15 protein-coding genes are annotated in these 19348 nt (G+C 45.9%); 2 read left to right on the forward strand and 13 right to left on the reverse strand.

Annotated features, from left to right (window positions below; translation table 11 throughout):
* Positions 1-22: 22 nt before the first annotated feature.
* Complete coding sequence (locus tag L0M98_RS18095) at positions 23-997, reverse strand: hypothetical protein (RefSeq protein WP_227217230.1); 975 nt, start codon at positions 995-997, stop codon at positions 23-25.
* Between the two features lie 12 nt (positions 998-1009).
* Complete coding sequence (purD, locus tag L0M98_RS18100; RefSeq protein ID WP_227217229.1) at positions 1010-2278, reverse strand: phosphoribosylamine--glycine ligase; 1269 nt, start codon at positions 2276-2278, stop codon at positions 1010-1012.
* A gap of 143 nt (positions 2279-2421) precedes the next feature.
* On the opposite strand from purD, the gene L0M98_RS18105 reads away from it, so the two are divergent.
* Complete coding sequence (locus L0M98_RS18105) at positions 2422-2997, forward strand: Fic/DOC family protein (RefSeq protein ID WP_227217228.1); 576 nt, start codon at positions 2422-2424, stop codon at positions 2995-2997.
* Here L0M98_RS18105 and L0M98_RS18110 read toward each other — a convergent pair.
* From L0M98_RS18110 to L0M98_RS18125, 4 genes are all read right to left on the reverse strand, one after another.
* Positions 2981-3151, reverse strand: coding sequence for a hypothetical protein (locus L0M98_RS18110; protein WP_176554860.1), 171 nt, complete (start codon positions 3149-3151; stop codon positions 2981-2983). The genes L0M98_RS18105 and L0M98_RS18110 overlap by 17 nt on opposite strands.
* 84 nt (positions 3152-3235) lie before the next feature.
* Positions 3236-3898: a DUF2461 domain-containing protein gene (locus tag L0M98_RS18115; protein WP_227217227.1), complete on the reverse strand. Its 663-nt coding sequence runs from the start codon at positions 3896-3898 to the stop codon at positions 3236-3238.
* Positions 3899-3951: 53 nt separating this feature from the next.
* Positions 3952-4503 (reverse strand): cob(I)yrinic acid a,c-diamide adenosyltransferase, encoded by a 552-nt coding sequence (locus tag L0M98_RS18120; protein ID WP_186977232.1) that lies wholly within the window; start codon positions 4501-4503, stop codon positions 3952-3954.
* A gap of 128 nt (positions 4504-4631) precedes the next feature.
* Positions 4632-5252: a hypothetical protein gene (locus L0M98_RS18125; protein ID WP_227217226.1), complete on the reverse strand. Its 621-nt coding sequence runs from the start codon at positions 5250-5252 to the stop codon at positions 4632-4634.
* A gap of 130 nt (positions 5253-5382) precedes the next feature.
* Between L0M98_RS18125 and recG the strand changes: the two genes are divergently transcribed.
* The gene (gene recG / locus L0M98_RS18130; protein ID WP_227217243.1) at positions 5383-7485 is read left to right on the forward strand and encodes an ATP-dependent DNA helicase RecG; all 2103 of its coding nucleotides are present in this window, start codon (positions 5383-5385) and stop codon (positions 7483-7485) included.
* Positions 7486-7554: 69 nt separating this feature from the next.
* On the opposite strand, the gene L0M98_RS18135 is transcribed toward recG, so the two are convergent.
* The 7 genes from L0M98_RS18135 to L0M98_RS18165 all read right to left on the reverse strand — a co-directional run bounded on the left by L0M98_RS18135 (position 7555) and on the right by L0M98_RS18165 (position 19339).
* Positions 7555-10857, reverse strand: a complete 3303-nt coding sequence (locus tag L0M98_RS18135; protein WP_227217225.1) for a golvesin C-terminal-like domain-containing protein — start codon at positions 10855-10857, stop codon at positions 7555-7557.
* A 156-nt stretch (positions 10858-11013) separates the two neighbouring features.
* A complete protein-coding gene (locus L0M98_RS18140; protein WP_227217224.1) occupies positions 11014-11424 on the reverse strand; it encodes an immunoglobulin domain-containing protein in 411 nt (136 codons plus the stop codon).
* 164 nt (positions 11425-11588) lie between these two features.
* On the reverse strand, positions 11589-12071 hold the full coding sequence (locus L0M98_RS18145; RefSeq protein ID WP_099289992.1) for a DUF3332 domain-containing protein: 483 nt from the start codon (positions 12069-12071) through the stop codon (positions 11589-11591).
* Positions 12072-12136: 65 nt separating this feature from the next.
* Positions 12137-13549, reverse strand: a complete 1413-nt coding sequence (gene aspA / locus L0M98_RS18150; RefSeq protein ID WP_227217223.1) for an aspartate ammonia-lyase — start codon at positions 13547-13549, stop codon at positions 12137-12139.
* A 365-nt stretch (positions 13550-13914) separates the two neighbouring features.
* On the reverse strand, positions 13915-15579 hold the full coding sequence (locus L0M98_RS18155) for a hypothetical protein (protein ID WP_227217222.1): 1665 nt from the start codon (positions 15577-15579) through the stop codon (positions 13915-13917).
* Positions 15580-15597: 18 nt separating this feature from the next.
* On the reverse strand, positions 15598-17910 hold the full coding sequence (locus L0M98_RS18160; protein WP_227217221.1) for a hypothetical protein: 2313 nt from the start codon (positions 17908-17910) through the stop codon (positions 15598-15600).
* A 19-nt stretch (positions 17911-17929) separates the two neighbouring features.
* Positions 17930-19339 carry a hypothetical protein gene (locus L0M98_RS18165; protein WP_227217220.1) on the reverse strand — a complete coding sequence of 470 codons (1410 nt, stop codon included), beginning with the start codon at positions 19337-19339 and terminating at the stop codon, positions 17930-17932.
* Positions 19340-19348 lie beyond the last annotated feature (9 nt).

The raw sequence follows: 19348 nt of genomic DNA on the forward strand, positions 1-19348 counted from the left end.
ACGACATTTGTACCCTGATATTCTACCAAATAGTCCAAACACACGCCGCCAACAAGAGGAGAAACAACACGTTTCCCAACCATCGGGTGCGGTGTGAGATAAAATATTGTGAAAACAAGTAGGACAAGGGTATCGCGAGTATCAGCATGATGCCATGGCAATTGAATGGAATAAAAAACAAGGAACTACCCGCGAACAATAGCATCGAGAGCATTGAAAATATGCCTCTCCGTTGCGCAACAATAGCGGTCGCAGAGTTCACGATCACGTTGTACAACGACACGATAATCAGTACCCCGAAAACGATATAGGCAGCCAGTTTCTCCGGCATCAACCTCCAGAAGCCTTCCCCCGCTAACAACGTTTCCGAGAACACTGCCGGGAGTTCGAATAATTGATCTGTCCAGAAATAGTAGGCGGCGGTAAAAAACAGAGTGGTAAAAAAGCCGATAAACAAGGCTACCAAGTCCTTGACATTCGCCCGACCGGAGAAAGGCAATACCACGATAGCCCAAAGCAACAACGACACTAACTTGGGACAAAGCAAGACTGCCAAACAAGTAAACAAACCAAACCCGAACACGGGAGCATTGGAGTTCGAGTGCACGATAGCCGACTGCAAACGGGATATCGCCACAATCATGCAAAATGCTGCCAGCAGGTAATTATTCACGCCATAATGACAAATAATTCCCGCCGACATCAAAGCATAGAGCAATGCGGGCAACACGGTAATACGGGATAAAAATTTGTACCGGTCCGCGATAAAGAAGATCAGAAAAGACAAGCACAACAACACGAACATCCCTGCCGCCTTTAACCAAAGAAGATGCTGGTTTTCGTTTAAAAAAGGAAATGAGATTAAACCATTCTCGCGGCAAATGATTCCCCCGTCTCCATCCAGCGTGAAACGTAAAAATGCTATTGCTACCAGAATAAACGGCAACAAATATAACAAATACAAATTTTTCGACTTCAGTACCGAGTTGAATCCCATTTTCTTCGCGTGCTATAAATCAAACCCTATATCACGCCTGAAATTCATTCCCTCGAAATGAATTTTCGCCACGTTCTTGTATGATTGAGTCAAAGCCTCTTTCATGGTATCGCCATACGAGCTGACAGCCAATACGCGCCCCCCGTTTGTCAACACTTTCCCGTCTGTCAATTTTGTTCCCGCGTGAAACACGATACTACCCTCCACGTTCTCCAATCCGGTAATAACCTTTCCTTTCTCGTAATCTCCCGGGTAACCCTGCGATACCAACATGACCGTTGTGCAAAAACGGGAATCCAAATCAAAAGCAGCTTGTTTTAACTCGCCCTTCGCCATCGCCTCGAATAAAGATAAGATATCCGTCTTCAATCTCGGTAACACGACTTCCGTTTCCGGATCACCCATACGCACGTTGTACTCAATCACGTAAGGATCACCCGCAACATTCATCAACCCGAAGAAAACGAATCCCTTGTAATCGATACCTTCCTCACGGAAACCCTCTATCGTCGGGCGTACAATCCGCTCTTCCACCTTCCGGTTGAACTCCTCGTCGGCAAACGGCACCGGAGAAACGGCTCCCATTCCACCCGTGTTCAATCCGGTATCCCCTTCCCCAATACGTTTGTAATCTTTGGCAGAGCCTAATATCTTATAATCTTTCCCGTCCGTGAGGGCGAACACGGAAAGCTCTATCCCGCTCAAGAATTCCTCTATCACCACTCGATTGCCCGCCTTACCGAACTTACCGCCCAACATCAAGCGGAGTTCACTTTTCGCCTCCTCGATATCATTCAATATCAAGACACCCTTACCGGCAGCCAGTCCGTCAGCCTTCAACACGTAAGGCGGTTTCAGTGTTTTCAGAAAATCAATCCCGTCCTCTATATTTTCTTTCGTCACGGTCAAGTAACCCGCCGTCGGGATATGGTGACGAATCATAAATTCTTTCGCGAAATCCTTGCTTCCTTCCAATATCGCTCCCGCCTTTCCGGGACCCACGATCATCAAGTGTGCAAAACGGGCATCAGCCTCGAAATAATCCCGAATACCTTCCACCAGCGGATCTTCCGGCCCCACGACTAACATCTCGATGCCATTATTCTCGACAAATGCAGCCAATGCCTCGAAGTCCGTCACCTTAATATTCACGTTCTCCGCAATCCCGGCAGTTCCGGCATTTCCCGGTGCAACATATAACGTTGTCAATCTCTCACTCTCGTTTATTTTCCACGCCAACGCATGCTCGCGTCCGCCACTACCCAATAATAATACCTTCATTGTTATCTTATAATAATTACAACTTGTAACTCGGCTTTACCGAATGACAAAGATAGCGGTTAATCACAAATCATAAATCATAAATCTTAAATAAATTTGGTGATATTGACAGATTTCCATAACTTTGAAGCAAATCGAACGCCATGAACAGATACTCGACCAATGGTGAAGAGGGAGAAATACTCCACAACTTACTCGGACTTACCGACGAGGAAGCAATACACAATGCCGAGTTCGAGGGCTTTTTGACTGCCGAAATTCTATTTACAGAGAACCTGACGCCCAAAACGAAATTCACGATAAAATACATTTGCGACATCCACCGTACCGCGCTAAAAGAACTCTACTCTTTTGCCGGGCATTTCCGCTCCGTGAATGTATCGAAAGGGGGATTCGTCTTTCCGGCCGGACGCTTTATCCCGGATAATATGCGAATTTTTGAAGAAGAGATACTGGCACATCTTCCGGATCACTACGCTGATCAAGAGGAGTTAATCAAGGACATCGCCAAAGTACACGGGGAATTGCTTTTCATTCATCCATTCCGGGAAGGAAACGGACGGACAGCACGTATACTTGCCAATCTAATGGCTCGCAAACAAGGTTATACAGGATTGAATTTCAGACGAGTGAATTTCGACGAGTATATTATAGCCGTTCAGCAAGTAGCCCGCAAAGACTACTCCAGAATGGAAAAGATCATTACTTACGCATTTTAAGTTTCAAATTCACCCGTTCCAGAATAGTGTACGCCGTCTCTTGGGAAATCTTTATTCCTTCCAATTGAAACGAGGTTATCATTCCCTGCAAAATCTCTTCCCGGACCGTGGCGTTTTTCACTAGCTGCGGCATTTTTTCTTTTGTTTTTTCCATACTACAAATATACGACTTTTCCCCTTATTATCAAAGCCATTCAAAGGAAAAACACGTTCATTTTCAATTTTCAATTCTCCATTTTCAATTATTCCACGTCTCTTCCACCGTGTAATTCAAGAAACGATGAAAAGGTTTCATCAACAACAAACGGTCAACCACCCTCTCGACCGCATCCTCCCCCTCGAAAAATGCATCCGGCACACCGTGAGTAACAGTATACGCCTTGAATTTCAACATTTCTGCCTCCGGGAAGTCCTTCGGGAAAGGAGCGGGTACTTTCTTCAATTTTTCTCCATCCAACCGGTAATACTTGGCAAACTCTTTATCCCGGACAATACCCGTGAATTCATCAATATTATCATACACGTCTTGCCGCAACGCTTTCAATAAAGATGGCTCCGGACACCATACTCCCCCGGCAAGCAAGCAGTTACCCGGTTCGATATGCACGTAATACCCCGAACGAGGACTCTTTTTACCGCCCCTCACCATGTACGCCCCGATATGTGTCTTGTAGGGTTGCTTGTTCGGGGAAAAACGCGTATCCCGGTAGATTCTGAAGATACAATCTTTCGCTTCCAACCCCTCGACCTCCGGTTCCACGACAGCCAACGCCGCTATGACACGATTAATAAATGCCTCGTGCTCTACCTTTATTCTCAAATACCACTCTTTATTGGCATGAAACCAATCCCGGTCGTTATTCTCTCTTAATGCCTCTAAAAAACGAAATATCTCTTGCATTGATGATTTATGATTTAAGATTTATGATTTAAGATTAAATGATTCTGTGATTCCTACGCTCTCGGAATCCACTTGGCTTCTTCCAAACCGCAATCTTTTGCCAGCTTGCGTCCCAGTACAAACAAGTAATCGGAAAGCCTGTTCACGTAACGTACAATCACGTCCTCTACCTCGATTTCCTCGCCCATGTCAATGATCCGACGTTCCACCCGACGGCAAACCGTGCGAGCGATATGACAAGCCGACACGGCAGGATGTCCCCCCGGCAGCACGAAATATTGCAAAGGCGGTAATTCCTCGTCCATCCGGTCAATTGCCCGCTCCAGAAAAGCCACATCCTCTTCCGTGCAGGGCATCTTTTTTTGCATATTACTCACCGACGTATCCGTCGCAAGGTTCGCACCCACGACAAACAACACGTTTTGAATTTCTATTAACTCTTTCACACTAACCTCGTCAATCGGGTACGACCGGATCATTCCTAAATGACTATTCAACTCATCTACCCCGCCATACGCTTCCAAACGTATATTATTTTTCGGTACCCGAGTTCCCCCGATTAATGCCGTAGTTCCTTTATCCCCTGTTTTCGTGTAAACCTTCATTCAATTTTAGATTTTAAATTTTAGATTTATGATTCCCACTGTCCCCGCACTCATTCGATAATCTCAAATTCAGCAATTCTTCAATCTCCGAATCCATTCATTTTCAATTTTCAACTTTCAATTTTCAATTAAATTATCATATTATACCTCCCCTTTTGCAACCGTTCATCGAAAAAAACAATCCCGTACCACATCATATCGATCGACACCGTTCCTTCTTGACGCAATTGCCGCCAAACGAGGGAATTAAACCGACCTTTGTAAATGTCTTTTATCACGACGCACAAAGGTCCTTTCTTGCGTTCCCGCAAAACCTCTTCCCAAGATTCATGCCAATCCGCCTCGAATGCACATCCTAAAAACAGCAAGTCTATCTCCCTTCCTTTCATCTCCGCAGGAGTCACACGTCCCGTGTATTCCGCCCCGGGACAATCATGTCCCCCGTTCAACACGTTCATCTGCTTTGAGACCGCAGCTAAATAACGGGACACCCACGGGTTCTCCACTCCCACGCATAATACCTCCCGAAACGAAAAATAATCCACCAATCGGAAAATTAACCGGTATAACTTTCGTTCTTTCTCCCGGACATTGCCCATTGCCTCGATACGCGCGAAATCATAATACTCCGCCTTTTCCTTTATCACGTTCGTGATCAAGTCAAACACAAAAGGGGAATGTACCCCGTACCCTCTCTTGTGACGAAATCGAATAGCATGCTTAAACCGTTGTTTCAAATAATTATACATCTCCCGACGAACAATTAATCTATATTATTTATCCTACGAAAATAAAATTTATTCCCGACATGCTCAACTAAAGTCATCTATTTTTTTTACTTTCGTTCGTGAAATTCGATACTATTAAATTTAATTGAGCATTTTGGAACTGGCAGGACTGAATATAAAGTTTATCCCGGGCGTCGGAGAAAAACGGGCATCGCTATTGGAGCAGGAAATGGGCATCCGGAGTTACGAGGATATGCTCTATTATACCCCGTACAAGTACATCGACCGCACCCGGATATATACCATAGGAGAACTCACGTCCGACCTCCCGTACATACAGGTCAAAGCCAAAATCATGAACCTGTCCGCCGTGGGAACTGGAAAACAGACCCGTATGGTTGCCACCGCGTACGACGGCACGGGGGAACTGGAACTGGTTTGGTTCACCGGCTACAAATACTTGACCAGCCAAATCCTACCCGAGAAAGAATACTTGATATTCGGGAAACCATCCGTGTTCAACCACAAATTGAATATCGTGCATCCCGAAATTGACTTGTACGAGGCAAACGCCAAACAACTCGTGGGTTTTCAAGCTATCTATCCGACCACGGAGAAGATGAAAAAAAGCTATCTGACCTCCCGCGTAATCAACAAGATTCAAGCAAATATCTTCAAAGCTATCAACGGCCGCATACAGGAAACCCTCCCGGCATGGTTTATCAAAAAGCACAATTTGATCTACCTGCACGAGGCTCTGTACAATATTCATTTCCCGGAGAACCCGGATATGTTGCGCAATGCCCAGTATCGCCTGAAGTTCGAAGAGTTGTTCTATATCCAACTCAATATATTAAAACTCAAATTCAACCGGAAAGCGGCATTCCAAGGCCATCCGTTTACCGTGGTGGGGAATTACTTCAATGATTTCTACCGCAATCACCTCCCCTTTCCCCTCACCGATGCCCAAAAACGGGTAATCAAGGAGATTCGTTCCGATTGCGGGTCGGGGAAACAAATGAATCGCCTGCTACAAGGCGATGTGGGAAGCGGGAAAACACTGGTTGCCGTAATGTGCATGCTTATCGCTCTGGATAACGGTTTTCAAGCAGCCATCATGGCGCCTACCGAAATCCTTGCCACGCAACATTACGAAACGATTTCCGAACTTTTGAAAAATACCCCCATTAGCGTGGGGCTATTGACAGGCTCTACCAAAAAGAAAGAGCGGGATGTGCTGCATGATGCCCTTTCCGACGGCAGGTTACAAATACTGATTGGAACTCACGCCCTACTGGAAGACGTGGTTAGTTTCAAAAATATCGGGCTTGTCGTAATCGACGAGCAACATCGGTTCGGCGTCGCCCAGCGTGCCAAACTCTGGCAGAAGAACACGATTCCGCCCCACATGCTGGTCATGACCGCCACCCCGATTCCTCGAACGTTGGCAATGACGCTGTACGGGGATTTGGACGTATCCGTGATCGACCAACTGCCACCGGGCAGGAAACCAATCACGACTCACCACGCTTTCGAGAATAAACGCTTGCAAGTCTACAAATTTATCCAGAAGGAACTGGAACTCGGACGGCAGGCATACATTGTCTACCCGCTCATTTCCGAATCCGAGAAAATGGATTACCGTAATCTGGAAGAGGGCTATGAACACGTGATGAGTTATTTCGACCCGCTCGGCTATAAAGTAGGCATCGTGCACGGTAAATTAAAACCTGCCGACAAGGACGAACACATGAGGTGTTTCGCATCCGGCGAAACCCGGATATTGGTAGCCACTACCGTTATCGAGGTCGGCGTGAACGTCCCGAACGCCTCCATTATGGTCATCGAGAGCGCCGAACGTTTCGGTCTGTCCCAACTTCATCAACTCCGGGGACGCGTGGGGCGGGGTGCAGATCAATCTTACTGCATTCTTATGACCTCGTACAAACTTTCCAACGAATCACGCAAACGCATCGAAACGATGACTTCCACGAACGACGGTTTCGAAATAGCGGAAGTCGATTTGAAGCTACGCGGACCGGGAGATATCGAGGGCACCCAGCAAAGTGGACTCACCTGCAACCTGCGGGTAGCCAACCTCGGAAAGGACGGACGTATACTAAATGAAGCCGCCCAAGCCGCCACGATTATTCTGGAAAATGATCCTTCCCTACAAAAAGAAGAAAACCAAACCTTCGCCACACAAGTAAAACGGCTCTTCAAGACAAAAATCAATTGGCGATACATCAGCTAAATTCGCCTTCGGCGAGTTGCAGGTTACAAGTTGCATTTACCTTCGGTAAGTTACAGGTTTCGAACGCCGTCACTCCCGGATTTTAACCCATTTTATGGCGTCCGCCACAACTTCTTGCGGTCCGAACTTTTCATTTTCGGGTGTGTGTTCCCGATCTTTGTCACTCAAAGTCACTCGTGCCGTCCCGTGGAAGTCGAAAACCCCTAGGGATATCCATCTCCAATCGTTCTTGTCTAGCGAGAGAACAACCTCGTGTTCCTCTTGCCCGTCGAACACGGTATAGTAATACGTCCTTGAAAAATGAGGTGCTATAGCTGCATAAGATTCACTTCTGTCATCATAAGGCAAGTAACAAAATACCTCGTACTTTCCCTCCCGGGGCAGACGAGTTTCCCACTGTACTTTTTGGTTACCCTTGCCGGCTCTTTTGGAATACGCCCCTTTTATCGGAAAACCTTGGCAATCTCTTTGAAGCATAAGCCCCCAGTGATTAGCAGGGGCAAAACGGTAACATTTCGCCCGAACCTCGACGCCCCCGAACAGAGAAGCAAGATTAAACTTTCTTGTTTCGTGAATCGTGAATCCCGGGTTCTCGTTATCCACGATGATTTCGCTATCATTCGTCGGTAACGGCAAAGCATCGAGGGGTAAAAACCTCTCGGTGGTATCGGTATCTGCGTTCCCTCCCTCGTTCGGTAATTCTATGTCTGACGGAAGATTCAAGGACAATATTGTACTCACGTTAAAATTGCCAATGCCTTTTATGCGTTTCCTTATACTTCTTCCCTCTCCCGGGGGGATAATCCACCCCGGCTTCCCATCGCTCAACGTGATAATACCTGGGACTTCCCCCCGATTAAACACATCGAAATCAAGAATCATATCATCTCCAACAGACACACCATGCCCGACTATCTTAAAAACGGGCAACCTATTGCTCCGATACCAGTTCTCGACAATGGTATCCAACCCGACATTGAAACGGGCGGAGAGTTCCCGTGAAAACTCTTCAAAGTTTTTTTCCTCGAAAAGGTGCTGTTTCAAAAAATCGTGATAAGCCTCCAGAAATTCGTTCTTACCAATTCGAATCTCCAAAAGGGCTAACAACTCATCACACTTTTTACGGATAATATTATCAAGCAACCTCGGGGAGAGCGAGGAATCTCGCAAGGCATCCTCTAAGCTATGATCTTTCAGATAATCCACGATAAGATACTCGACATCCGTGCTAAATGGTTCAACATACGGGGAACTAAAAATCAACTTCAACACGTCGTTTATCAAAGGATACTCGTCAGAGTGGATAAAACCCGTGTTACCCACGCACCTCGGTGTCAAATCACAACCACCCTCCGAGAACAAATCCAATTCATGAACCAAACGCCCACGGGCCTCCTCTTCCTTATCTTCATGAGAATAGGAAGATTCATCTACCGAGTACCTCTTTTCCGGCAGGAACACCATTCCACCCTGTACGCGCTCTCCTGTTTGCAACGACCTTCCCGCAAATGCGTGAAAATTACAAGGAACTTCCACGAGAGTGAGCCAACTATAAGGGTATTGTAGCGTGGGATCGTAAGCAATTTTATTCTCGAGCCGTTTAGGTTCATAATTAGAATAATAGCTATAAAAATGCACCGAATTTTTAGCGCCCTCGATAGTTTCCAGCAACTCCAATTTAGTAACAACATCGTAATAATCAAGCATAAATTCATGCTCGGGCAAGTAGAAAAGCTCCACACTTACCGGGTGGTCGTCTTCCACGGGCTCAACGGTTACTCCCGGGGCGATTCTAAGCCCTACCGTATCAATGCAAATCAACATCTCCCGTTTCTTGTAATCGCCTATACAGAGACTAATCCCGGGCATATTATGCTCGAAACTGAACATAGTCTTCCCGGCAATTTCTCTATCCGCCTTTCCCTGGGATATCGCCACAAGGTTTGGAGCATGCTCCACCTCCAACGTATAGCAGGTAAACATCTTTTCCCGGAATCCCAATGGTTGGTAAAGAGGCACGCTGACCGGGTACCAAGCGCATTCCGAGGAAAGCAGTTTGTATTCCTTCTCGCAGAAAGCGGGGGAATAACCAAAGCGGTAAATACCGATGGTGTTCACTTCCGGCGAAGCGTATTTCTCTTCCGGGGTATCAAGAAAACAGAAACTATTGTCGATTTTCCCCTCGTATTTCACGACGACCTCGCTCGTCTTGCCGGGTGCCACCGTTTCGTCTGCGAGAATCACCTGTTGCTCTCGTCGGAAAGCAACCATTTTCCCATCCACGGTGATAGAGGATACGACTAGTCCGGGATTCAGATAAAGCACCAACGGCAAGGCAACATTTTCCCTGTTCGCAACCGTCATCCTACTCGTCACGGAGATTCCACCGTTCTCGGTTTCTTTCAACTGGAGATAGTTCGCAGCAATCTTGAGTAGCTTTTCCCGATCGTACTTCGCATAAGCATCACGAAAGGCCTCTCGCTTTTCGGAAACAGTTTGAATGCCGCAAGTATACACAACTGCCAAACTGCCGGCAAAGAGCAAAGGAAACAGAGCCGCACAGACCAACCGGAAGGGTGCCCGCGGATTATTATGAATTCTAGGATAATGGATTACCGACAGGATTGCCACCCCAACCCCAGAGAATAGGATAAACACCCGTTGTAGCAAGTAATTCCCGGGATTCACGTGTCCCGTGAAATCGGAAAACATGTTGGGAATGCCCGTAGCCAAAGGATCAAATAACCCGTTTAGCCAAACAGAACCCGGGAGGGTCAACACACCGAAAATAACCACAAGGAGTAGCATACCCAACCCTTGATTGCCCGTCAGCCTCATCACACAGGTGGAAAGACCAATACAGAAGACCGTGGTCGGGAGGTTCAGCGTCAACCAATAAAAGAGGTAATACCCCACGTTGAACACCTCGGGATAGAAAAGAAGGTTCAAAAGGGCACAAAAGGCAAGAAACGACACGTTGACCAGCGTGAAAGCAAGAATTTTACCGATGACGTTCCCCGTTGTAATCTCCGAATTCCCTTGGGCGTGAACGCTCAACGCCACCGTGGAATCCAAACGAAACCGCCTGCTATCGTTGCTCACGAGAACCACCGCGAAAAGCAGTTGCAGTATGTTGAACAAGTAAGCACATTTGAAAGGAATGGACGAGGATAGCGACCGGGAAAACCAATCCATCGCCGGACCTCGAAACAGTTCCTCGAAACTTCTAGCGGAACCTAAACCGGATAGTGGCGTGAACACGTAAAGGGTAATCCCCATGAGCCCGAGAAAAACAAATATCCCAAAAATCACGTTCCGACGGGAACGCTTGTACCCGTATAAAGCTTCGGTAAAAATATGATTACTATTCATCACGCTTGTCCTTTATTATTAACACCAGAACTCAAATATACAGATTTCCCCGCAAGACAACAATCATTAAAATCACGCCAAAATACAAAAAAATACTCTTGGCGTGATTTTTATCGAATAACGGCAATAAATTAACATGTTATCTTATTTTCAAGTTTAGTCTGTAACAATTAATATTGCCTCCGATTTAGCCTCTCCCAAAAGGTTATATATTTTAACACTATATACCCCGGAGTCTCCTACCATAACATCATCTATTACTAATGTTACACATCCTCCGTCCTTATAAGTTTTAATCCGAACACCCGTCACAATTGGTTTCCCATTACGATACCATACAACTCGAATATTCGGATCGTCTTGTGGTTCAAAATGAGCAAGAAATACAGCTATCCCCCCTTCATTAACCTGACAGTCCTTGAGGTGTTTCATTATTACAGGCACGTGTCCTACATCAGCAACACTCCCAAGAATTTCCACATTACCTTGTTCCACAATTCTTTCCTGTTGATTGAACCCTGTCAACACAAAGAATAACGCACAAACTAAAAAAATCATCTTTTTCATGTTAATTGCATTTTAAATTAGTAATTGTGTAAAGATAACAAAACAGCAACATGTTCGCAAGAATTTATCCCTTTATTTTTAGATTTATTAGAAAATAGTATGCAACAAAAAAGAAAAAAAGGACGCCTTTCGACGTCCTTTTTCATTCTCTATATTCCGAAAAATTAGTGAAGAGCAACAACTGCTTTCATCATCTTCTTCGTGTTTTTCATCAATTTTTGTTTTTCTTGACCGTTCATCAGATACCAAGCATCCTCTTCCGGATAATATTGGAATTCAGCAACAGCGTCAGATTCTTCGCTAGAGATAGCCATTTTGTTCATAGTTTTGGTTACAGTGTAAGATTTACCTGCAAACATCACTTGATCTTTCTCGATATCTCCAGCTTTCATGGCAACAGGATTGTTACCACCCCAGAATTCGATAGAGTTGAAGATCAAAGCATCACCCAAGCAGCACAATTCGTATGCCGGAAGGATGCATAATCCCAAAAATACCAACTCGTTCACGAATTTAGAATCAGAAACGCTACCGTTCCAATTGTGTAATTTGGATGTCAACGCGAAAGAGCCGAAACATCCGCTCAAAGCAACTGATGAAGCAGCGATTAAAGCAACTGCAACAAACCGATTAAAACTTTTCTTCATAACCTTATATTTAAAATTTAGTTTTGCTAAGATACAGCAATATTTACGAAATTAAACATGTTAGGTTACTTTTTCTTATAAAATTTTTTCGGAGCAATCATTAATTCCGGACGTAAAACGTTATCTAGCTCTTCCTTAGTCAACAACTTTTCTTCCAGTACCAAATCGTAAACACTTCTGTTCTCCGACAAGGCTCTCTTGGCAATACGAGAAGAATTTTCATATCCTAACGTCGGATTCAACGCGGTAACGATTCCGATACTGTTCATTACCATATCCTTGCAACGTTCAGCGTTAGCAGTGATTCCGTCAACGCACAAAACTCTCAAACGATCCATAACTTTAATCAACATCTGCATAGAGTTGAATATAGCGTACACGATCACCGGTTCCATCACGTTCAATTCCAACTGACCGGCTTCAGCAGCCATCATCACGGTCGTATCGTTACCGATTACACGGAAACAAACTTGGTTTACCACTTCAGGGATAACCGGATTTACTTTACCCGGCATGATAGAAGATCCCGGTTGCATCGGCGGCAAGTTAATCTCGTTCAATCCGCATCTCGGACCACTGGACAACAAGCGCAAATCGTTACATACCTTGGACAATTGAACGCAGAAACGTTTCAATTCGGAAGAATAGGATACACAAGCCCCGGTATCAGGCGTAGCGGCAATCAGGTTCGGTGCTAACACGAACTCTTCACCACTGATAATACGCAATTCACGAGCACAGATTTCAGCATATTCCGGTTCTGAATTGATACCCGTACCAATAGCCGTGGCACCCATGTTCTCAACCAAGAACAACTTAGCGGCTGCGTTCAAACGCTCGATATTCTCTTCCAAAGTGTAAGCGTATGCCTCGAACTCCTGACCTAAAGTCATCGGCACGGCATCCTGCAACTGGGTACGTCCCATTTTCAACACGTGCTCGAACTCTTTCGCTTTTCTACGGAAAGAATCAACCAACAATTTGATCTCTGCCACAACTTCTTTATTGGTCAAAATTATAGCCAAGTGGAAAGATGTCGGGTAAGCGTCATTCGTGGATTGAGAAAGATTCACGTGGTTGTTCGGGTGACAATAGTCGTACTCACCTTTTTGATGTCCCAATAATTCCAAAGCGCGGTTAGCTACAACCTCGTTGATATTCATGTTCGTGGAAGTTCCGGCACCACCTTGTACCATATCCACGGGGAATTGGTCGGCCAATTTACCGTCAATGATCTCCTCGCAAGCTGCCGTAATAGCATTCGTTATATCGGAAGGAATCAAGCCTAATTCATAGTTAGCCTTTGCAGCCGCCCATTTTACCATCGCTAAAGCCTTCACGTAGTTCGGGAACATTCCGATCGTGTAACCGCTAATCCCAGCGAAGTTCTCGATTGCTCTCAAAGTCTGAACACCATAATAAGCATCCATTGGCACCTCTTTGTTGCCGAGTAAATCATGTTCAATTCTTGTCTTCATAATTCTTATAGATTAATTATTTCCAAATACGTTTGAATCTCTTTCAAGTTTCACCCGATCGTCAAAAACTCACTAAATGTCCCTCGCTCATACAAAACGACCCGGAGAAAATTAATCCGGCAAAGGTATAAAAGTTAATAGTATAAAGCCAAATTTTAGACAAGAATTTACACGTAACTCTACAAGTGTTATAATATTGAATATCAATACAATCAAATAAAATTTAACAAATTAAAGTGCAGAAAAAGGCTTTTTTACAAACGTTTCCGAAAAAACAAACAAAAGATTGGGGAGTAGGGTTCGCCTTCGGCGAGTTACAAATTACTAACGCTAGAGAAGCAACCTGCAACTCGCCGAAGGTGAACTCAAGGTTGATTATCATCTATATTAATCACGATTTTCGCCAGAGAAGAACGAAACAACTCATCGTCATAAGGCGCGTACTTTCCCTTAACGTCATACATGATCGAGGCCTCGCCCTTGAAACCCTTGACCGGAAAAAACATCATTTCAGCCAGATCCGGATTATATACCCATTTGCCCTCGTTAAGAGCTTCGTACACGAATACCTCACTCCCAAGACATTCCTTATCATTTTTCCATATTCTGAAACTCCTCGGGTTCAGATTATCTTTTCCGGCATTCGGAGTACTGCCTTCACCCCTGTACGCCACGTCATTATCCAATGGCCTCACGGTGGCAGGTCCTCGACGATGCTCGTAAATATCATCTTCCGCGCGTGCCCCGTAGAGAGGAGTAATACGCAAATTCTTGATAATATTGGTATGCGCCGTAAGTTGTCCGGTCGATGCCATAAACCCGATACATAATCTCTGTGGCGTAGTCAGGGTAAGGTTTGTTACCGGTGGGTTGGTATACCATATCGGTTTAGGCGGACTTCCGCCCGCAATCCGGATTGGCAAACTATTTTCAGCATAACTCAAAGAAGACGGATACGTGTAATTCTCTATCACGATCGTCTTTTCTGTTCCGTGTTGTATCGTCACCGTGATCTTAAAACCACCCCCGTTATCATTGGGTTCCAACGCGATAATAGCCTTTCGGTATGTACTTTCATCCGAATGGGAAAACACACCTCCGCCTGAAATATTGAACGGTTTATCAATCCGGGGAGCAACATGCCGTTCATACTGCCCGCTCGTCGTGTTCAACTCGAATCCGGCTTCATTTCTCAATCCGTTCGAATGTTCATCTTCAAGCCCTCCGGTAATACTCCATCCCGTGTGTCGGGTGATAAGTACCGGAAATCCCCAACTGCCTTCCGGTACTTCATGCGTATTCTGTTGAGTTGTTATCGTTTTTTTTCCTCGACCGGCAGCCCCCCGAATGGTTACATTACTTCTGGTGTTATATTTTAGAGGCTGCGCATTAGCTATTGTAGTCAAATTATCATCATAAGGAATCCCGTTTCTCATCTCATAGTCTTCCATACGCCAATTCTTAAAATTACCCTGATCCAGCGCCACGGCGAGATACCCGCCTTTCATGCCGGTTATCGGCAATACCCCCTTACTTATGCTCTGGTGAACCGACGACCTGTGAGTATAACCAAACCCCGCCCCCTCCGCTCCGTATTTCAGATTATCCCCAATATATTGATTGGTAGTCGCATCGACAAGAAACATACAAATACCGTCCGTCAAACCCTTTTCCGACGGATTCGTGTACATCATGATATACTCGAACTCAATCAGTAAACCGTCTTTCGTGGAGAAAATATAATCGGGCAAATAAAAAGCCCCGACCTCTTCTTTTCCTTGCGTGAGTCGCAATCCCAAGTTTTTCACCGGCTTCGCCTGATTTGCTCTCTTGTACGTGTTATCGGCTTTTCTTCCCGAGGCTTCAATCTGATTCGGCTCAAAAAGTTTCACATTCTCCATATCCCCGTCCAAAAACGACCGGAAAAAAGGCATAAGATGAGAGGATTGTGCCGATACACCGTCCCTCATTCCCAACAATACCAACAAAAGAAAGAATATCTTTTTCATCATATACTTCGGTGTTTCCATATCATATATATTTATCCATCAATAATCTCTGATACAACGAATCGGAAAAGCATACGACAAGTCGGCATCGTAAAACAGCATCCCGTCTTTTTCCATGAAAAGATAGTTCACCGTGTACCGGCTATTAATCGTGTAAGGCGTCGCCGACCAATAATACCCGTAAGCCCCGACTTGTACCACGTTACCGTCCCCGTTGGGATAGCGGTGTCCCGCGGCAGGCAGAAAAACAGTTCCGGCTGGCGGTGTCCCCGCGTTGGCAGGCGTTGAAGTAGAAACCAACACGTTCGCCCCCAGAAACCAACCACTTTCCGGATCAAACGATCCATTCAAATAACTGCCGGAATTGGCGTTCAAGTTTAACGTGACATCTTTAAAACTACCTCTATTCGCTGTTTTTACCCCCGTTTCATTATACAATGCTTCCAATTCGGCAGAAGTAGGCATTCGCCATTTTCCTTCCACCCAACCTTTTCCATCCTTTCCACTGGAAATATAACGACATATATCCCCTATGCCCGTTGCCTCGTCGAAACCCGTGTTATTAAAAAACTCTTTAAAAGAATCATCCGCCGCGGAAGACGAGGTAAAGCCGAAATTCGGGTGACCGTACGGTATTTTATCCCAACCGCCAAGCCCGCCTTTCCAGTCTGACGGATTCAACCCCGACGGGGCATACACGACTTGTACCGTCGGATCATAGGGATTCCCTCCCGGTGCCAGTGCTACAAGCGATCCCCATTTAAAAAACAGCCCCTGCGACCAAGCCGGAATCGTCCGGTTATCCTGTTCCGTAATGGCAAAAGTCAATACCCCGGAACTTAGAACCACGTTACTACGGGCAAACAATTCGGCGACCGGAACTCTCCGGACCGTCAGCGTGTCGATAAGCCTCCCGGCAGTAAACACGATTTTACCGCTCACGTAATCCTCGGGATTACCCGGCGGGGTAATCGCCGTAACATTGATTTCCACCCCTGTCTGGTTAATGTCAGCCCCATTCGTCGAGGGCTTATTGTCGGCAAGCCGAAGCCACGTGTGCGCGTTCGGTTCCAGCACGACAGCATTCCAATCCCCGTGATAATCGGAACTCACCCGGTGTTTCAATTGCCTGCTCACGCCGTATGGCATATCAATTACCCGTGTTTCCACCCCCATAAAGAACTGTCCGTCATAAACAATGTGCTTTATCCCGGACATATCCACGACCAGAATAGAAGTTTTCAGATTTGACAACACACTTTTCGAGCGAAGCGCCTGATCGAATGATTCGTAGCCGATTCCCTCTGCCGCCGTTATCGTGACAATATACTTGTAGTTGCGGTACAGGGGCATATAGTCCGCGGCAGTAGACGCCGCCGACTCACGAGTGAAATCAACGCGATAATAGTAATCCTTCCCAAAATACTTTCCTTTGATAATCAGACAAGTTCCGTTCACTTGATCGGCTTCCGAGTTCCTCGCGGCTTCATAGGCGTAGATCTCTCCCGCCAACAAAGGTCCGGCAACATCGCCAACCTGCTTATATTCATACATCATCGCGTCATCCAAGGTTCCGGACTGCTTACCCGCCGGATTCGGCATCATAGGATTATTATTATTCGTGTAATAATCCGCTATGATATTACCGTTGGATGCGTTCCACGCCGGGGCAATATAACCCGAAGTATTGTAATTCACCACGTGTATTTCCTCAAGTCTGAAAATGCTCCCCTTAACCTCGTTCTCGACGTCAATACGGGCAAGCATACGAGTCAATGATATGCTAACTGTTTTTCCCGGTGCAATCCCATCGACGGGGACTTCCCCGTACATTGGTATCGGGGTATAGCCCGGTGTCGATACATTCCATTTATAGGAGCCGTCGGCATCCGGTCGCGTGGTAAATTTCAACGCTCCTAACACGTCTTGTTTTTCCGAATTGACCGGATAATCTGTCAATGCCTTATCCACCTCGTCCGAAGCATTCGTGACAATTACGATCAAAGCGGCATTCTCGTCTTTCGGTAACGCCAGATTATACTTTATCTTGTAATCCGAACCCGACGGTTCCTGCGTAAAATTACTCACTTTGATACTTTGGAGCAATTTCGCGGCAGGAGTCGATTGATCGAAAATCAAAACGTCTATCGTCTGCACCGCGGCCTCCCCCTTGGAACCTTCTATCGAGCGGGTTACAGGCACATCAAAACCCGGAATAATCATTTCCATGGCCACCACCTCACCCGATACTCCGGCAGGTGCATCCAGTTTCTCCGGTACACACCCCGCCATACCAAGCAGTAATAAAACAGCCGGGTAAAACAGTTTCGATAATACTTTAAATCGCTTCATTTAACACATATTTATTATACTATGAACGAGTTACCCGTACCTCCTTGGTCAGATTTCCCGCCTTGACTTCTACAACGGCATAACATCCTATATCAACACTACTTAGATTCCCGGAAACCGTAAAAGTCAACTTTTGCAACAAACTTCCGGCAACTTCCGACATCGCGACTTGCAACCAATCACTCTGAACGTGAGAAGGTGCCAGTAGATTACCATTTTTATCGTAATAACTTACCGTTCCCAGTTGTATCCCTTTCGGGAACCCGCGGTCAGTCCTGTCGTAATTGGTCTCGGTTGTAATTATAACCGACTTTCCGTCATTACTGATATAAAGATTATCCCGACTTACCCGCAAAAAGTACTGGGGATCAATAATAATCCCCTGCCCCGCGTCCGACCACGGCATAACGGTATGCTCGAACTGCACGGTTTTCTCCTTCACGATACCCACGATACGGTACACGTTATTACGCCTGATCTCCGTGAGTGCTTGCATATTCCCCCCTCCTTCCGGGGAAAATTCCGACAAGATCGTACGGGAATCCCTCAACCCGTCGGGAGTACTTAATCCTATGATATCCAATACCAGCTTATCAACATCTCCCGGGGCAGAGCAAGTTCGTTCGGGAACGTAAAATGCGCATATCAATTGCTTGGTATCATCCAACTCCAAAGGATTACTTGCCCCGTAAAACCAACCGACATACTCGTAATCACTGGCAGGAATCAACATCCGTCCAAAATTATTTTCCACGTCCGCACCCGTTTGAAAACGAGTGCCGTCTGCCTCTGTCCCTGCCACCAGATATCCTCCCGTGTAGGTCTTCTCCAACAGCACCCGGAAAGAATTGGTCAGTCGGGCAAAAGCAACGGCATCCTCTTTTTTCAACCAAAGCTCTACCCGTGCCACCCCCCGTTCTAAATTGATCTTTTCCCGTGTCGTGTTCCCCTCGGTTACTGTAATTTTCCGTTTTACCCCGGTCATCGGAAGCCCCGAAGAAGCAGGGAGCGTGTGATTAAAATTAAACGCGTCCCCCATCTGAAAAATCAAATCCTCCAACTCGGACGGGAAAGTCACCGCTTCCAACGCGGCAGTCATTGTCCCCGGCTCATTCACGACCACGACAAGCATTTTATCCGGGTTCGAACTGACTTCCAACGTCGTACCGAACTTCTTGGCGTCCTGCTCTTTCGTGTCAAAAGCAACGACCTCGTTGATATCGATAACAGGGAAAACCGAAGCGTCATCGAACGTGATAAAACGGGCTGTATGAACGTAATCATGTTCGTCAGCTCCATCCACAAGAACCTCTATCGACATCATTCCCCGCGTACCGCCCGCCATATCTTCATCCTTTTCCGATCGTTCCGAGATACAGGAAACGAGCAAAACCAGCGTAAAGACAATATGTAAGATATTATTTTTCATAAATACTTC

It is taken from the genome of Butyricimonas sp. DFI.6.44 (genome assembly GCF_022132345.1).
GTDB lineage: Bacteria > Bacteroidota > Bacteroidia > Bacteroidales > Marinifilaceae > Butyricimonas > Butyricimonas muris.